The organism is Klebsiella spallanzanii, assembly GCF_902158555.1.
Classification (GTDB): domain Bacteria; phylum Pseudomonadota; class Gammaproteobacteria; order Enterobacterales; family Enterobacteriaceae; genus Klebsiella; species Klebsiella spallanzanii.
Map to the genome: position 1 here is coordinate 420,255 of NZ_CABGGS010000023.1, position 15,913 is coordinate 436,167.

Genomic DNA, 15,913 nt, shown 5'->3' on the forward strand with positions numbered 1-15,913 from the left:
ACATGCCGAAATGGCTCAAGCGTCAGGAATCACGCTATGTACCCGGTATTATGTTGGTTGTGGCAAGGTGAGTAAGGCGTTGCGTGACGCATCGTAGTGCGCTGGTCTGGCGGCGTGGAACGAGAGGTGACGCCAATTTCAACAATTATCGATGCGGCTACTGGATTCTGTGCGTCACCTCACGCACAATGAATACAAACTTTGCCCTCAGAAGAGCAAAGAGCGCCACACCTGCAGGAGAACAAAAATGTCATCACTGAGTAAAGAAGCCATACTCGTTCATGAAGCGCTGGTCGCTCGTGGGCTGGAGACGCCGCTGCGTCCGCCAGTGCAAGAAATTGATAATGAAACTCGCAAGCGTCTGATCGCCGGACACATGACCGAGATTATGCAGCTGTTAAACCTTGATCTAAGTGATGACAGCCTGATGGAGACCCCGCATCGCATCGCCAAAATGTACGTTGATGAGATCTTCTCCGGCCTGGATTACGCCCGATTCCCTAAAATCACCGTCATCGAAAACAAGATGCAGGTGGATGAAATGGTGACCGTGCGCGACATTACTCTGACCAGCACCTGCGAACACCATTTTGTGACGATTGATGGTAAAGCGACGGTGGCCTATATCCCGAAAGATTCGGTGATTGGTCTGTCGAAAATCAACCGTATCGTACAGTTCTTCTCCCAGCGTCCGCAGGTGCAGGAGCGGCTGACCCAGCAAATCCTCACCGCGCTGCAAACGCTACTGGGTACCAGCAACGTCGCGGTTTCCATTGATGCGGTACATTACTGCGTGAAAGCGCGCGGTATTCGCGATGCGACCAGCGCCACCACCACCACATCGCTGGGCGGCCTGTTTAAATCCAGCCAGAATACTCGCCAGGAGTTCCTGCGCGCTGTACGTCACCACAACTAAGACGGAGCAGGGTACATGGAGAGAAATGTCACGCTGGACTTTGTCCGCGGCGTTGCCATCCTCGGTATCCTGCTACTGAATATCAGCGCCTTCGGTTTGCCGAAGGCTGCTTACCTCAATCCGGCGTGGTCCGGGAGTATTTCTGTTAGCGATGCCTGGACCTGGGCAATTCTCGACTTGTTTGCGCAGGTCAAATTTCTGACGCTATTCGCACTGCTGTTTGGCGCAGGGCTTCAGCTTCTGCTGCCGCGCGGCAAGCGCTGGATCCAGTCGCGCCTGACGCTGCTGGCGCTGCTTGGTTTCATTCACGGCCTGTTTTTCTGGGACGGTGATATTCTGCTGGCCTATGCGCTGGTAGGACTGGTGGGCTGGCGGATGGTGCGCGATGCTCATGATGTTAAATCGCTATTTAATACCGGCGTGGTGCTGTACGTTATTGGCGTGGCGGTACTGCTGCTGCTGGGGCTGATTTCTGGCAATACGCCCAACCGTTCATGGGTGCCGGATGCGGCGAATTTGCAGTATGAACAGTTCTGGAAGCTGAAGGGCGGCTTTGAAGCGGTGAGCAATCGCGCGGATATGCTATCGGATAACCTGCTGGCGCTGGGCGCGCAGTATGGCTGGCAGTTAGCCGGGATGATGCTGATGGGGGCCGCGCTGATGCGCAGCGGTTGGCTTAAAGGACAGTTCAGCCTTCATCACTATCGTCGTACTGGCGCGTTGTTGATTGTTGCCGGAATGGCTGTCAATTTGCCCTCTATTCTTGCCCAGTGGCATCTTGGCTGGGATTACCGCTGGTGTGCATTCTTGTTACAGGCGCCTCGCGAGTTAAGCGCACCGCTGCAAACCATCGGCTACGCGGCATTAGCCTGGGGCTTCTGGCCGCAGCTGTGCAAGTTTCGCCTCACCGGGGCGATTGCCTGCGTCGGGCGCATGGCGTTAAGCAACTATCTTTTGCAAACCCTGATTTGCACTACGCTGTTTTACCGCTTTGGCCTGTTTATGAAGTTTGACCGCTTACAGCTGTTAGCCTTCGTGCCGCCGGTATGGGCGATTAATCTTATCTTTTCGTGGCTTTGGCTACGTCATTTTCGTCAGGGTCCCGTTGAGTGGCTGTGGCGTCAATTAACCCTGCGTGCGTCGGGGACATCATTAAAAGATACATCAAGATAACGATCTGGATCACAATCATTAACAAAATGGATGTAACCGTTTCCATCCTTGTGACATCACTCACGTAGCGTCCGGCACGTCGCTGCCAGAATAGCCTCCTTGCTGAACACAGGAGGTGAGTGTGACGTACTGTAATTCTCTTAAGGTCGGTGAGTATGATCACCATTCGTGATGTCGCCCGCCAGGCGGGGGTTTCCGTCGCAACGGTTTCGCGTGTGCTGAATAACAGCGCGCTGGTGAGCCCGGATACGCGAGAAGCGGTAATGAAGGCGGTAACGCTGCTGGGCTATCGGCCTAATGCCAATGCCCAGGCGCTGGCGACGCAGGTCAGCGATACCATCGGCGTCGTGGTGATGGATGTATCGGATGCCTTTTTTGGCGCACTGGTTAAAGCGGTGGATACCGTCGCCCAGCAGCATCAGAAATATGTGCTGATTGGCAACAGCTATCATGAAGCGGAAAAAGAGCGTAACGCCATTGAGGTGCTGATTCGCCAGCGCTGTTCAGCGCTGATTGTTCACTCCAAAGCGTTAAGCGACGCAGAGCTTGGCGATTTTATGGAACATATGCCGGGAATGGTGCTGATTAATCGCATCGTGCCGGGATATGCCCATCGCTGCGTTGGGCTGGACAATGTCAGCGGCGCGCTGATGGCGACCCGTATGCTGCTCAATCATGGTCACCAGCGTATCGGCTATCTCTCTTCCAATCACGGTATCGAAGATGATGATTTGCGTCGGGAAGGCTGGGCCAGGGCGTTACATGAACAAGGCATTATCGCCCCTGACAGCTGGATAGGTTCCGGGTCACCGGATATGCAGGGCGGTGAAGCGGCGATGGTGGAACTGCTGGGGCGCAACCTCGGGTTGACCGCCGTGTTTGCCTATAACGACAGTATGGCGGCGGGTGCGCTAACGACGCTAAAAGATAACGCTATTGCCGTGCCGCAGCACCTCTCACTCATCGGTTTTGATGATATCCCGATTTCCCGTTACACCGACCCGCAGCTGACGACGGTGCGCTATCCCATTATGTCGATGGCGAAACTGGCGACGGAGCTGGCGCTACAGGGAGCCGCCGGGAAACTGGATCGTGAAGCCAGCCACTGCTTTATGCCGACTCTGGTACGTCGACATTCGGTGGCGCAGCGGCAAATTGTGGGGCCGATCACTAACTAATTATCTGCCTGATGTAACCGCTTTCAATCTGTGAGTGATTTCACAGATTGTTAACATTAAGCTGACTATGATTGCTGCGTTTACAAGTCTGAACATACTATGTCACGGTGATTAATCACTTTTACAGCAGTAATCGGCGGTTAAACGATAAATAAAGCCGTTTTTCAGGAGCGTTACCCTACACGGAAGACAGAATTACAGTCGTGAATGTCGCTGTGCGGTAACATCAATGTAACACGCCCGCCTGCCATTTTCACACCAAAGACCCTGCATAATAAAACCGGAGATTCCATGAATAAGAAGGTGTTAACCCTGTCTGCTGTTATGGCTAGCATGTTATTTGGCGCCGCGGCTCACGCAGCGGATACCCGCATCGGCGTGACGATTTATAAATACGACGACAACTTTATGTCGGTGGTGCGTAAGGCAATCGAAAAAGACGGCAAATCAGCACCGGACGTTCAGCTGCTGATGAATGACTCGCAAAACGACCAGTCCAAGCAGAACGATCAGATTGATGTCCTGCTGGCAAAAGGCGTGAAGGCGCTGGCCATCAACCTGGTTGACCCGGCGGCGGCGGGCACGGTTATCGACAAGGCCCGCGGACAGAACGTACCGGTAGTGTTCTTCAACAAAGAACCTTCCCGCAAAGCGCTGGATAGCTATGACAAAGCGTTCTACGTCGGTACCGATTCAAAAGAGTCCGGGATTATCCAGGGCGATCTGATTGCTAAACACTGGAAAGCGAACCCGAACTGGGACCTGAACAAAGATGGCCAGATTCAGTTTGTGCTGCTGAAAGGCGAGCCGGGCCACCCGGATGCTGAAGCGCGTACCACCTACGTGATTAAAGAGCTGAACGACAAGGGCTTTAAAACACAGCAACTGGCGTTAGATACCGCAATGTGGGATACCGCGCAGGCGAAAGATAAGATGGATGCCTGGTTGTCTGGCCCGAATGCCAACAAAATTGAAGTTGTCATCGCCAACAACGATGCGATGGCGATGGGCGCAGTAGAAGCGCTGAAGGCGCACAATAAGAGCAGTATTCCGGTATTCGGCGTCGATGCGCTGCCTGAAGCGCTGGCGCTGGTTAAATCTGGCGCAATGGCCGGTACCGTGCTGAACGATGCTAACAACCAGGCGAAAGCCACCTTCGATCTGGCGAAAAACCTGGCTGATGGAAAAGAACCCGCTGCCGGAACTAACTGGAAAATCGAGAACAAGATTGTTCGCGTACCGTACGTCGGTGTTGATAAAGATAATCTGAGCGAATTTACCAGCAAATAGTAGATTAATAAATTGCGGGCGTACGTGCTGTACGCCCGATTATTCCTGATACAGAACTCGTCCCTGCGCGTCGTTAATTCGTCGGCTGGGGTATGCACGCACGCAGCCAGGTATAATTATGGTCAGCAATAATAGCGAACGGTCAGGCGAATATTTGTTGGAAATGAGCAATATCAACAAATCGTTTCCTGGCGTCAAGGCTCTCGATAATGTGAACCTCAAGGTTCGTCCCCACTCTATTCATGCATTAATGGGGGAGAACGGCGCGGGCAAATCAACATTATTAAAATGCCTTTTTGGGATCTACCAAAAAGATTCCGGCAGTATTCTTTTTCAGGGAAAAGAGATTGATTTCCATTCGGCGAAAGAAGCCCTGGAAAACGGTATATCGATGGTTCACCAGGAATTAAACCTGGTATTGCAACGTTCGGTGATGGACAACATGTGGCTGGGGCGTTATCCCACCAAAGGCATGTTTGTCGATCAGGAAAAAATGTATCGCGACACCAAAGCCATCTTTGATGAGCTGGATATTGATATCGATCCGCGCGCCCGCGTCGGTACGCTCTCGGTATCGCAAATGCAGATGATTGAAATTGCGAAGGCGTTTTCCTATAACGCCAAAATCGTGATTATGGACGAGCCGACGTCTTCGTTGACCGAAAAAGAGGTCAATCATTTGTTTAAAATTATCCGCAAGCTGAAAGAGCGCGGCTGCGGCATTGTTTATATTTCCCACAAGATGGAAGAGATTTTCCAGCTGTGTGATGAAATTACTATCCTGCGCGACGGCCAGTGGATCGCTACCCAACCGCTGGAAGGGCTGGATATGGATAAGATCATCGCCATGATGGTGGGGCGCTCCCTTAATCAGCGATTCCCTAACCGTGAAAATAAACCGGGCGAGGTGATTCTTGAGGTGCGCAATTTAACCTCGCTGCGCCAACCGTCAATCCGCGATATCTCTTTCGACCTGCACAAAGGTGAAATCCTGGGGATTGCCGGGCTGGTAGGGGCGAAACGTACTGATATCGTTGAGACCTTATTTGGTATTCGTGAGAAAGCCAGCGGAACGATCAAACTGCACGGCAAAAAAATTAATAACCATAACGCCAATGAAGCCATCAACCATGGTTTTGCCCTGGTGACCGAAGAGCGCCGTTCGACGGGGATTTATGCGTATCTGGATATTGGTTTTAACTCGCTGATCTCCAATATTAAGAAATACAAAAATAAGGTCGGATTGCTCGATAACTCACGCATGAAAAGTGATACCCAATGGGTCATTGACTCGATGCGCGTAAAAACACCAGGACAGCATACGCAAATTGGTTCGTTGTCCGGTGGTAACCAACAAAAAGTCATTATCGGCCGCTGGCTATTAACCCAACCGGAAATACTGATGCTTGATGAACCCACGCGTGGGATTGATGTTGGCGCAAAGTTTGAAATTTATCAGCTGATTGCAGAGCTGGCCAAAAAAGAAAAAGGGATCATTATTATTTCCTCCGAAATGCCGGAGCTGCTGGGTATTACGGACCGTATTCTGGTGATGAGCAATGGTCTTGTTGCCGGAATTGTTGAGACGAAAACTACCACGCAAAACGAAATTCTCCGTCTTGCGTCGTTGCACCTTTAAGATCAGGGGCTCCCCATGAGTGCGTTAAATAAAAAGAGTTTTCTCACCTGGCTGAAAGAAGGTGGGATTTACGTGGTTCTTTTAGTGTTACTGGCCATTATTATTTTCCAGGATCCGACATTCTTAAGTTTGCTGAACTTAAGTAATATTCTGACCCAGTCTTCGGTGCGTATTATTATCGCCCTTGGTGTTGCCGGGCTTATCGTGACCCAGGGGACAGACCTTTCGGCCGGGCGTCAGGTCGGCCTGGCGGCAGTTATCGCCGCCACGATGCTCCAGGCAGTGGATAATGCCAATAAGGTATTCCCGGAAATGGCCACGATGCCTATTCCGCTGGTTATCCTGCTGGTCTGCGCAATTGGCGCGGTGATTGGCCTTATCAACGGTATTATCATTGCCTATCTGAACGTGACGCCGTTTATCACTACCCTCGGCACGATGATCATCGTTTACGGTATCAACTCACTGTATTACGACTTCGTGGGCGCATCGCCGATTTCTGGTTTCGATAGCCATTTCTCGCAGTTTGCCCAAGGGTTTGTGGCGTTGGGGACCTTCCGTCTGTCATATATTACCTTCTATGCGCTGATTGCCGTTTTCTTCGTGTGGATCTTGTGGAATAAAACCCGCTTTGGTAAAAACATCTTCGCCATCGGCGGCAACCCGGAAGCGGCGAAAGTGTCTGGCGTAAACGTTGCGCTGAACCTGCTGATGATTTACGCCTTGTCCGGCGTGTTCTACGCGTTCGGCGGGTTACTGGAAGCCGGGCGTATCGGTTCGGCGACCAACAACCTTGGCTTTATGTACGAGCTGGATGCGATTGCGGCCTGCGTGGTGGGCGGAGTGTCGTTCAGCGGCGGCGTCGGTACCGTGTTCGGCGTGGTGACCGGGGTGATAATCTTCACCGTCATCAACTACGGCCTGACCTATATCGGCGTGAACCCTTACTGGCAGTACATTATCAAAGGGGCGATTATCATCTTTGCCGTCGCGCTGGATTCGCTGAAGTACGCGCGGAAGAAGTGATTTTTCATTAGAAGCTGCCCTAAAGGGGCAGCTTTTTTGACTGCATAAGAAAGGATAGATGCTCAATAGTTTTTATTTCTCGGTAACCATTGGCGTAACGTAACGAATAATTCGTATAAGACTGAATATTCTTCTTCCCCCTCTTGTTATATTTATACCTCCTCACTGATTTGTCCTGGGTAAAGAATGCTGGCGCGAATGGCTACAACTTGCTATTTATAATTCAACGCCTTTTATTATTTGAAATAGAGGTGTTATTGATATTATATATATATAAAGGTGTACTGATATATTTTTCTATTGGACTCATTAAAGAATGAAAGGATCTCATATTATGTTTAAACAAGTTGTCGCAGCGATTGGGCTCGGAAGCCTTATCATCCTCAGTGGCTGCGCGAAAGAATCATCTCGCTCTCTGGAAGTTGCTAAGGTTGCGGCCTGGAATACTCCTTATCATGGCGCCCGTAGCCCTATTTCGGTTGGGAAATTTGATAATCGCTCAAATTATATGAATGGTGTTTTCTCTGATGGTGTCGACCGACTGGGAAATCAGTCTAAAACAATTCTCATAACCCATTTACAACAAACCGGGCGATTCAATGTGCTCGATCGTAGCAATATGGCTGAGTTGAAAAATGAAGCAAGCATCAAAGGAACTAACCAGACATTAAAAGGTGCTGATTATGTGGTAACGGGCGACGTGACAGAATTTGGCCGTAAAGAGGTTGGCGATCATCAACTGTTTGGTATTTTGGGGAGAGGAAAGAGCCAAATTGCTTATGCCAAAGTGAATCTGAATATTGTGAATGTTCAGACGTCTGAAGTCGTGTTTTCAGCCCAGGGGGCAGGGGAATTTGAGCTTTCAAATCGTGAGATAATTGGCTTCGGTGGTACTGCCAGCTATGACTCTACGCTCAATGGTAAAGTCCTGGATCTCGCGATTCGGGAAGCTGTAAACAACCTGGTTTCAGGCATTGAAAGTGGTGCATGGACGCCGGCGAAATAACGGTTCTTATTTCGCGATTTCTCTTGAAACATAGCTTAAAAAATAATATGGATATTAAAGATGAATATCATTCGTTCTATTTTGATATTGCTTGCAGCGACCGTGCTGAACGGTTGTGCTAATGGTCCAAAACCTATTTATAGTTGGAATGAATATCAACCAGTAGTGTATGAATATTACGCTATGGATATGGGGCCAGAAAAACAGATCGAAACATTAAAAAAAGACATCGAGAAAGCTCAGGCAAAAGCTCTCCCTGTCCCTCCCGGACTGCATGCCCATCTAGGGATGCTATATATCAACACCGGTCACCCGGAGTTGGCGAAAACAGAATTTGAACAGGAGAAACGGCTGTTTCCTGAGTCCAGCCAGTTTATGGATTTTCTGTTGAAGAAAATGCAGGGAGGCAAAGCATGAAAAAGTTATATGTATTGTGCGCTGGTCTATTACTGACCCTGCTGCTGAGCGGTTGTGCGCCTAAAAAAAGCTATGACTATACGGCGTTCAGGCAAAGTAAACCGAAAAGTATCCTGGTTTTGTTGCCGAAAAACGAATCACCAGACGTTAAAGCGGGTTATGGCGTACTTTCTCAAGTCACGCTGCCGCTAGCGGAGGCCGGGTATTACGTTTTCCCTGTTGCCGTCGTAGAAAATACCTTTAAGCAAAATGGTGTTGTCAATGGCGAAGAAATGCATAGCGTCAGCCGTCAGAAGCTTGGGGAGATATTTGGTGCGGATGCCGTACTTTATCTTAAGGTGACAGAATACGGAACGTCTTACCAGGTTATCAGTAGCGCCACACGAGTTGCAGTTTCTGCTGAACTGGTTGACATCCGTAACGGGCAATTATTGTGGAACGGTAGCGCAGTTGCTTCAAGTAGCGAAACTGACGGCAGCGGAGGATCGCTTTTAGGCATGCTCATTCAGGCTGCTGTCGATCAGATAGTCAATACATTGACTGACAGAAGCTATAAGATTGCGGGCATTGCCGATGCGCGTTTGTTAACCCCTGGCGCCCCAGATGGTATTCTCTACGGCCCTCGTTCTCCAAAATACGGTAAAGATTTGCAATAGCGTCTTTCTATAAATGGCCGATGCGCTCGTTTGCATCGGCCATTGCGAGAATCTATTTTTGTTAGATAACGACATCACTTCTCTTTTTTCTGCAATTCCAGCAGCTGCTGCGGCGTGACGGCCGGATACGACTGAACGCCATCCGGGACTTCCTGCTGGGCGGGGATAGGGATTAGCGGGCCTAAAAAGCGCGGTTCGCGTTTAAAAATATAGAGATCCGCCAGCGCGCCAAAGCGCGCGCCGAACTCGCGCAGGCGTACGTTCCACATATCCTTCGGTGACGGCACCGCATAGCACTGCGCCTGAATCCCCATATGCAGGGCGATAAACAGCGCGCGCTCGCAGTGGAAGCGCTGAGTAATAATAATAAAGTCGTTGGTATCGAAAACCTTGCGGGTGCGCACAATCGAATCAAGCGTACGGAAACCAGCGTAATCCAGCACGATATCCGCCGGATCGACGCCTGCTTTGATCAAATCGCGACGCATGGTCATCGGCTCGTTATAGCTTTGCAGTGCGTTATCGCCGCTAAGCAGCAGATAGTTCACCTTGCCGCTGTTATAGGCGTTCAGTGCGCCCTGAATGCGGTAGCGATAATATTGATTGATAACGCCGGTACGATAGTACTTAGCAGTGCCGAGCACCACGCCGACCTGACGATAGGGCAGGTCCTGCAGCTCATCATAGATATAGGGGGATGTTTTCCAGCTCATCCAGCGATCGAGACCCAGCACGGTTAACAGCAGTAAGCCGAACAGGACTAACAGGCTGTAAAACACACGCTTTAACATGAACCTGGCTCGATAGTGGATAAGGGAGACTTCAGGCTACTTTACCCGCCGGGTAAGCGCAAGAAACCGTCGTTTAATTGCGGGGATTTTCAACAATGTGGGCCATTCGGCCCACATCATGCGGCTAACCTAACAGCACGCGATCGATATTATGGCAACCCAGCGCCTTCAGCGTTGCGGCGGTGGCATCCCACTGGATTAATGCCGCATCGGCCTTCTCGGCAAGAATAGCGCGCTGGATATCCGGGTAATCATAACCGTTGAGGCTCAGCAAGTTTAATGCGCCCTGCAGCGGAGGTAGCGTCGGGTTGAAGGCGGCGTTTTCGGCATAGCTACCGGTGAAAATCGAACCATCTCTCAGCTCCAGCGCGACGCCGGAAGGCGCTTTACTGTAGGGCATATGGCTGCGGTTAGCTGCCCGGATTGCTGCCTGAGCCAGCGCATCGCCGCTAAGCGGGAAGCCATGATCCTGCTCGTCCATCAGCAATGTTTTGATTTCAAGATCTTTCGGCCCGAACGCATCCGGCAGATAGTGCTGTAGCGAATGTGCCTCGCGACCGGGCAGATGAATACGCAGCGCCAGCCCGCTGTTCAATTCATTCATAAACTGACGGCAGTGGCCGCACGGGGTGTAGTTAACGGTAATCGCCCGCAGAGATTTTTCACCGCGTAACCAGGCATGGCTGATGGCGCTTTGTTCGGCATGCACGGTCTGCTGCATGGTTGCGCCAAGAAACTCCATATTGCCGCCAAAGTACCAGGTACCACTGATGCCGCGGGCAATCGCGCCAACGTTAAAGTGGGAAAGGTCGGCCCGCGCACAGGCCGCCGCCAGCGGCAGCAGAGCAAAGGCCAGCGCGTCTTCGTCCAGCCCCGTTGCGCTTTGCAGCGCTGCGACCTGATCTGCATTGAGCAGCGCCGGGAAATGCGGGTCGGCCAGCATGGGGGCAATGGCCGTTTGCAGGTCCGCCGCCAGTTGGGGAAGAACAGCTTGAAAACGTGGGTGCATGGCATAGCCTCATAACAATGTAATGGGAATCTAGTGTACGGGCGGTTATAGCCTGCATATGTGATAAACATCTCATTGTTGGTGCAACTTCATCTTGTTGCATTTTAAAATGTGATGTAAATCACATTATCCGGCTATTGCCAGGATCAGCGGAAATAAAAATGGTGCGACTAACGAGGTGATAATCCCGCAAAGCACCAGCGCCAGCGAGCTGAACGCCCCTTCCTGATAGTCTAGCTCTGCACAGCGGGCGGTCCCCAGGGCGTGGGAAGCGGTACCCATCGACAGGCCGCGCGAGGCTTTAGTACGGATGCGCATCAGATTCAGCAGCGTATGACCGAAGACCGCCCCAAGAATACCAACGAAAATGACGCAGACCGCGCTGATTGCCGGAATGCCGCCAATGCTGCTGCTTACCGCCATGGCAATCGGCGTAGTGACCGATTTCGGCAAAATGGAAGCCGCAATCTGCGGAGTTGCACCCATCAACAGCGCGACGGTCGTCCCGGTAACCATGGCTACCACGCTGCCAATAAAGCAGATGGTAATGATGGACTTCCAGCGAGCGCGGATCTGGTGTAACTGCTCATACAAAGGGAAGGCGAGTGCAACTACCGCCGGTTGCAGCAAATCATTAAGAATTTTGCTGCCGAGGAAATAGCGCTCGTAAGAGATGCCGGTAATGAGTAAAAAGGGAATCAATACTACCATTGCCACCAGCAGTGGATTGAGCAGCGGGAATTTAAACCGCGCCGCCAGCCTGCGGGCGAGGAAAAAGACGGCCAGAGTTAGCGGCAGCGACCACCAGATTTCATGGATCATTTTTCACTTCCTTTTTGCCCAACCACTTTGCGCTCGCCGTGAACCAGATGCGAGCTCCAGCTGACTACTAAAAAGACCACTAGCGTGCTTATCGCGCAGGAGACCACTACCGGGCCGAACTGCGCGCGCAGAAGATCCCAATATTGCATGACGCCTACGCCGATAGGCACAAACAGCAGCGCCATATAGCGAATCAGGATATTACAGCCGGGGTTAACCCACTGTGGAGGCATAATTTGCAGCGCCAGTAGAAAGAACAAAATCAGCATGCCAATAATGCTGCCGGGGATAGTAATCGGCAGGAGTGAAGAGATAAAAATACCTGCATATAAGCAGGCGTAGATCAGCACGAAAGCGCGCAGATACTGCCAGACAATAATCAGTGATTTACTCATGGTAATGACCCTTGATGAACCACATTCATCATACAATTAAACCCTAAAATGTGCTACCGATCACATCATGAATTCTACGCATACCTGAGATAGAACTCTGGAACAGTCGAACTGACGAAATTCAGGGGGATGATGGCAGCGACAAGTAATGAAGGAACCGGTTAAGCGCTTGCGATGGTACTTCACTTTTACGCCAGAACACCCCAACGCTACCTTTTTGTTCAATGCGCGGCAAATTAAGAATCACCAGCTGGTGCTGCGCGGCGTAGCGCTGCGCCAGGCGCAGTGAAAGTATCGAAACCATATCGCTGCTCTGTAGCAGGTTGCTGGTGACGTTCATTGATGCCGATTCGATGGTGTTTTCCGGCAGCATCACGCCGTTATCTACCAGCGCGTTATCAATACTTAAACGGATAGGGGTTCCGGTCGGCCAGACAATCCAACGCCAGCTGGCAAGGTCGGTCCAGCTTAAACGCGGCTTTTGAGCCAGTGGGTGATCGGGACGAGCAACAAAACAGACCGGTTCGGTGTAGAGCACCCGATAGTTAAGCGGTAGTTCCAGCGCTCGTCCGCCGACCCGACCCACCACAACATCGACCACGCCGGCTAGCAGATCGTTGAGCAACGGCGTCATCACTTTCTCTTCGATATTAAGATGTAGAGTCGGCATCTCTTTGAGCAGTTCGAGGATTGCCTGCGAGACGCAGTCGGTCGCCACCGGCGAACAGCCGATCATCAGGCTGCCGACCTGTCCGCCCTGTTTAAAACGCTCAATTTCATACTGCGACCGCGACATATCGTTAATTAACCGCTGAGCATGCTGAAGTAACAGTTTTCCGCCTTCCGTCGTGCGCAGGCCCTTGCTATGTCGTTCAAACAGAGAGATGCCAACTTCGTCTTCAAACTGGCTTAGCCATTTGGAAAGCGCAGGCTGAGTGATGTTCATCATTTTAGCCACTTGCGTGAGGTTGCCCTGCTCCCCCAGCGCGACCAGCATCTGTAGATGGTGTCGCTTCAATTTCTGCGTCCAGTCTGCCATTGGCGATAACCTCCAGGTTATGTCTATGCCCGAAATACCATTGTACATTTCATTGCTTGAGTTACAAAATCGCAACATAAAAGAAATAAATACAACATCTACCCCTACCTGCACTGAGGCATAACGATGACTCAACGACTTGAATTGCAAACGCTATTGAATGCCGTACCGGTCGGAGCCCGCCAATGGCGCGTGATTATCTGCTGTTTTCTGGTGGTCATGCTGGACGGCTTCGATACTGCGGCCATTGGTTTTATCGCGCCGGATATTCGTAGCCACTGGCAGCTCACTGCCAGCGACCTTGCACCGTTGTTTGGTGCCGGATTGCTGGGCTTAACCGCCGGGGCGCTGCTCTGCGGCCCGCTCTCCGACCGCTTTGGCCGTAAACGGGTGATTGAGTTTTGCGTGGCCTTGTTCGGTCTGTTCAGCCTGCTTTCCGCTTTTTCCCCTGACCTTGAGACGCTGGTTATTCTGCGCTTTCTGACCGGCCTCGGCCTCGGCGGTGCGATGCCCAATACCATTACCATGACGTCGGAATATCTGCCTGCCCGGCGGCGCGGGGCGCTGGTGACTCTGATGTTTTGCGGCTTCACCCTTGGCTCGGCGCTTGGCGGCGTGGTCAGCGCCCAACTGGTGCCGCTGATTGGCTGGCACGGTATTCTGGTGCTGGGCGGCGTTCTCCCGCTGATGCTGGCGGTGGCGCTGGTGCCGCTGCTTCCTGAATCACCGCGCTGGCAGATTCGCCGTCAGCTGCCGCAGGCGGTTATCGCCAGAACCGTTGGCGCGATAACCGGCGAGCGCTATACCGATACCCATTTCTGGCTTGATGAGCCAGCCGCTGGCGCGAAAGGCAGCATTCGCCAGCTGTTTGCCGGGCGTCAGTTACCCATCACCTTAATGTTATGGGTCGTGTTCTTTATGAGCCTGCTGATTATCTATCTGCTCTCCAGCTGGATGCCGACGCTGCTTAATCATCGCGGGATTGATTTACAACATGCCTCGTGGGTCACCGCCGCCTTCCAGATTGGCGGTACCTTTGGCGCGCTGCTGCTCGGGGTGCTGATGGATCGCTTCAATCCTTATCGGGTGCTGGCGCTGAGCTACGGTCTGGGGGCGGTCTGTATCGTCATGATTGGCCTGAGCGAGAACGGCCTGTGGCAGATGGCGCTGGCGATTTTCGGTACCGGCATTGGTATCAGCGGCTCTCAGGTGGGTCTTAATGCGCTAACCGCAACGTTGTACCCCACGCAAAGCCGCGCTACCGGCGTGAGCTGGTCCAACGCCGTTGGCCGCTGCGGGGCCATCGTCGGCTCGCTCTCCGGAGGCATGATGATGGCGATGAATTTCTCTTTCGACACCCTGTTTTTTGTTATCGCCGTACCGGCCGTTGTTAGCGCCGTGATGCTTATTCTGCTGACGCTTGCCGTCCGCAACCCGATATCTGTACCTGCCGCGCTGCCTTCTGCAGGCATCGTGAATAAATAATAAGGAGAACGCTCATGTCCCGATCCACCACGGAAGCACACAACGGTCGTCAGCAGTTTTACCAGCATATTTCCGGACAAAACCTGACGCCGCTTTGGGAATCGCTGCACCACCTGGTGCCGAAAACGCCAAACGCCACCTGCGCGCCGGCTTACTGGAACTATCAGGAGATTCGCCCGCTGCTGCTGGAAAGCGGCCAGTTGATTGGCGCGAAAGAAGCGGTGCGTCGCGTACTGGTGCTGGAAAACCCGGCGCTGCGCGGGCAGTCGTCGATTACGTCCTCTCTGTACGCCGGTTTACAGCTGATTATGCCCGGCGAAGTCGCGCCGAGCCACCGCCATAACCAGTCGGCGCTGCGCTTTGTCGTTGAAGGTGAAGGGGCGTTTACCGCTGTCGACGGCGAACGCACGCAAATGCGCGCCGGCGACTTTATCCTGACGCCGCAGTGGCGCTGGCACGACCACGGCAACCCCGGCAATGAACCGGTTATCTGGCTGGATGGTTTAGACCTGCCGCTGGTGAACTATCTGGGCTGCGGCTTTGCTGAAGATTACCCGGAAGAGCAGCAGCCGGTAACCCGTAAAGAGGGGGATTATCTGCCGCGCTATGCCGCCAATATGCTGCCGCTGCGCCATCAGGTCGGTAACTCCTCGCCCATTTTTAACTATCGCTATGATCGTAGCCGCGAAGCACTGCACGACCTGACGCGTATGGGCGATGCTGATGGGTGGGACGGCTACAAGATGCGCTACGTTAACCCGGTCACCGGCGGCTACCCGATGCCGTCGATGGGCGCATTCCTGCAGCTGTTGCCAAAAGGGTTTAGTTCACGTGCGGCAAAAACCACCGACAGCACCATTTATCACGTGGTGGAAGGCAGCGGCCAGGTAACCATTGGCGAGCAAACCTTCTCTTTCCAGGCAAAAGATATCTTCGTCGTGCCGACCTGGTACGCCGTCTCTTTTATCTCTGCCGAAGACACTGTGTTATTCAGCTTTTCGGATCGTCCCGTGCAGGAAGCTCTCGGCCTGTTCCGCGAAGCGCGTTATTAAAAATTAAGAATAAGGAAAA

16 protein-coding genes are annotated in these 15,913 nt (G+C 52.2%); 11 read left to right on the forward strand and 5 right to left on the reverse strand.

Annotated features, from left to right (window positions below; genetic code table 11):
- Positions 1–247 precede the first annotated feature (247 nt).
- The 9 genes from folE to FN082_RS17075 all read left to right on the forward strand — a co-directional run bounded on the left by folE (position 248) and on the right by FN082_RS17075 (position 9,301).
- Positions 248–916 carry a GTP cyclohydrolase I FolE gene (gene folE, locus FN082_RS17035; protein WP_004103895.1) on the forward strand — a complete coding sequence of 223 codons (669 nt, stop codon included), beginning with the start codon at positions 248–250 and terminating at the stop codon, positions 914–916.
- Positions 917–931: 15 nt separating this feature from the next.
- The gene (yeiB, locus tag FN082_RS17040) at positions 932–2,089 is read left to right on the forward strand and encodes a DUF418 domain-containing protein YeiB (RefSeq protein WP_139536611.1); all 1,158 of its coding nucleotides are present in this window, start codon (positions 932–934) and stop codon (positions 2,087–2,089) included.
- Positions 2,090–2,244: 155 nt separating this feature from the next.
- The gene (galS, locus tag FN082_RS17045) at positions 2,245–3,267 is read left to right on the forward strand and encodes an HTH-type transcriptional regulator GalS (RefSeq protein WP_142467011.1); all 1,023 of its coding nucleotides are present in this window, start codon (positions 2,245–2,247) and stop codon (positions 3,265–3,267) included.
- A 291-nt stretch (positions 3,268–3,558) separates the two neighbouring features.
- A complete protein-coding gene (mglB, locus tag FN082_RS17050; RefSeq protein WP_139536609.1) occupies positions 3,559–4,557 on the forward strand; it encodes a galactose/glucose ABC transporter substrate-binding protein MglB in 999 nt (332 codons plus the stop codon).
- Positions 4,558–4,675: 118 nt separating this feature from the next.
- Complete coding sequence (mglA, locus tag FN082_RS17055; RefSeq protein WP_139536608.1) at positions 4,676–6,196, forward strand: galactose/methyl galactoside ABC transporter ATP-binding protein MglA; 1,521 nt, start codon at positions 4,676–4,678, stop codon at positions 6,194–6,196.
- A gap of 15 nt (positions 6,197–6,211) precedes the next feature.
- A complete protein-coding gene (mglC, locus tag FN082_RS17060; RefSeq protein ID WP_139536607.1) occupies positions 6,212–7,222 on the forward strand; it encodes a galactose/methyl galactoside ABC transporter permease MglC in 1,011 nt (336 codons plus the stop codon).
- 334 nt (positions 7,223–7,556) lie between these two features.
- Positions 7,557–8,228, forward strand: coding sequence for a CsgG/HfaB family protein (locus tag FN082_RS17065; protein ID WP_139536606.1), 672 nt, complete (start codon positions 7,557–7,559; stop codon positions 8,226–8,228).
- A 60-nt stretch (positions 8,229–8,288) separates the two neighbouring features.
- Positions 8,289–8,645, forward strand: coding sequence for a DUF4810 domain-containing protein (locus FN082_RS17070; RefSeq protein WP_139536605.1), 357 nt, complete (start codon positions 8,289–8,291; stop codon positions 8,643–8,645).
- Positions 8,642–9,301, forward strand: coding sequence for a DUF799 domain-containing protein (locus FN082_RS17075; protein WP_142462853.1), 660 nt, complete (start codon positions 8,642–8,644; stop codon positions 9,299–9,301). Before FN082_RS17070 ends, FN082_RS17075 begins: the two co-directional genes overlap by 4 nt.
- A 74-nt stretch (positions 9,302–9,375) precedes the next feature.
- Here the strand turns inward: FN082_RS17075 and sanA are convergent, their stop codons facing one another.
- The 5 genes from sanA to FN082_RS17100 form a co-directional block, all read right to left on the reverse strand.
- On the reverse strand, positions 9,376–10,092 hold the full coding sequence (sanA, locus tag FN082_RS17080) for an outer membrane permeability protein SanA (protein WP_139536603.1): 717 nt from the start codon (positions 10,090–10,092) through the stop codon (positions 9,376–9,378).
- A gap of 124 nt (positions 10,093–10,216) precedes the next feature.
- Positions 10,217–11,101, reverse strand: a complete 885-nt coding sequence (cdd, locus tag FN082_RS17085) for a cytidine deaminase (RefSeq protein WP_142981974.1) — start codon at positions 11,099–11,101, stop codon at positions 10,217–10,219.
- Between the two features lie 126 nt (positions 11,102–11,227).
- Positions 11,228–11,923 (reverse strand): CidB/LrgB family autolysis modulator, encoded by a 696-nt coding sequence (locus FN082_RS17090; RefSeq protein ID WP_139536601.1) that lies wholly within the window; start codon positions 11,921–11,923, stop codon positions 11,228–11,230.
- Positions 11,920–12,318: a CidA/LrgA family protein gene (locus tag FN082_RS17095; RefSeq protein WP_139536600.1), complete on the reverse strand. Its 399-nt coding sequence runs from the start codon at positions 12,316–12,318 to the stop codon at positions 11,920–11,922. Before FN082_RS17095 ends, FN082_RS17090 begins: the two co-directional genes overlap by 4 nt.
- Before the next feature lie 121 nt (positions 12,319–12,439).
- Positions 12,440–13,357 (reverse strand): LysR family transcriptional regulator, encoded by a 918-nt coding sequence (locus tag FN082_RS17100; protein ID WP_139536599.1) that lies wholly within the window; start codon positions 13,355–13,357, stop codon positions 12,440–12,442.
- A gap of 126 nt (positions 13,358–13,483) precedes the next feature.
- Here FN082_RS17100 and mhbT point away from each other — a divergent pair, with 126 nt between their 5' ends.
- Entirely contained in the window at positions 13,484–14,842 is a 1,359-nt protein-coding gene (gene mhbT, locus FN082_RS17105) for a 3-hydroxybenzoate transporter MhbT (protein WP_142981975.1), read from the forward strand.
- A gap of 14 nt (positions 14,843–14,856) precedes the next feature.
- Positions 14,857–15,894 carry a gentisate 1,2-dioxygenase gene (gene gtdA, locus FN082_RS17110; protein WP_142981976.1) on the forward strand — a complete coding sequence of 346 codons (1,038 nt, stop codon included), beginning with the start codon at positions 14,857–14,859 and terminating at the stop codon, positions 15,892–15,894.
- Positions 15,895–15,913: the final 19 nt, after the last annotated feature.

Coding starts and splice junctions, on each gene's coding strand:
- sanA (WP_139536603.1), bottom strand. CDS start 10,092: ATGTTAAAGCGTGTGTTTTACAGCCTGTTAGTCCTGTTCGGCTTACTG.
- cdd (WP_142981974.1), bottom strand. CDS start 11,101: ATGCACCCACGTTTTCAAGCTGTTCTTCCCCAACTGGCGGCGGACCTG.
- mglC (WP_139536607.1), top strand. CDS start 6,212: ATGAGTGCGTTAAATAAAAAGAGTTTTCTCACCTGGCTGAAAGAAGGT.
- FN082_RS17100 (WP_139536599.1), bottom strand. CDS start 13,357: ATGGCAGACTGGACGCAGAAATTGAAGCGACACCATCTACAGATGCTG.
- gtdA (WP_142981976.1), top strand. CDS start 14,857: ATGTCCCGATCCACCACGGAAGCACACAACGGTCGTCAGCAGTTTTAC.
- FN082_RS17090 (WP_139536601.1), bottom strand. CDS start 11,923: ATGATCCATGAAATCTGGTGGTCGCTGCCGCTAACTCTGGCCGTCTTT.
- mglA (WP_139536608.1), top strand. CDS start 4,676: ATGGTCAGCAATAATAGCGAACGGTCAGGCGAATATTTGTTGGAAATG.
- FN082_RS17065 (WP_139536606.1), top strand. CDS start 7,557: ATGTTTAAACAAGTTGTCGCAGCGATTGGGCTCGGAAGCCTTATCATC.
- mglB (WP_139536609.1), top strand. CDS start 3,559: ATGAATAAGAAGGTGTTAACCCTGTCTGCTGTTATGGCTAGCATGTTA.
- FN082_RS17075 (WP_142462853.1), top strand. CDS start 8,642: ATGAAAAAGTTATATGTATTGTGCGCTGGTCTATTACTGACCCTGCTG.
- galS (WP_142467011.1), top strand. CDS start 2,245: ATGATCACCATTCGTGATGTCGCCCGCCAGGCGGGGGTTTCCGTCGCA.
- mhbT (WP_142981975.1), top strand. CDS start 13,484: ATGACTCAACGACTTGAATTGCAAACGCTATTGAATGCCGTACCGGTC.
- folE (WP_004103895.1), top strand. CDS start 248: ATGTCATCACTGAGTAAAGAAGCCATACTCGTTCATGAAGCGCTGGTC.
- FN082_RS17070 (WP_139536605.1), top strand. CDS start 8,289: ATGAATATCATTCGTTCTATTTTGATATTGCTTGCAGCGACCGTGCTG.
- yeiB (WP_139536611.1), top strand. CDS start 932: ATGGAGAGAAATGTCACGCTGGACTTTGTCCGCGGCGTTGCCATCCTC.
- FN082_RS17095 (WP_139536600.1), bottom strand. CDS start 12,318: ATGAGTAAATCACTGATTATTGTCTGGCAGTATCTGCGCGCTTTCGTG.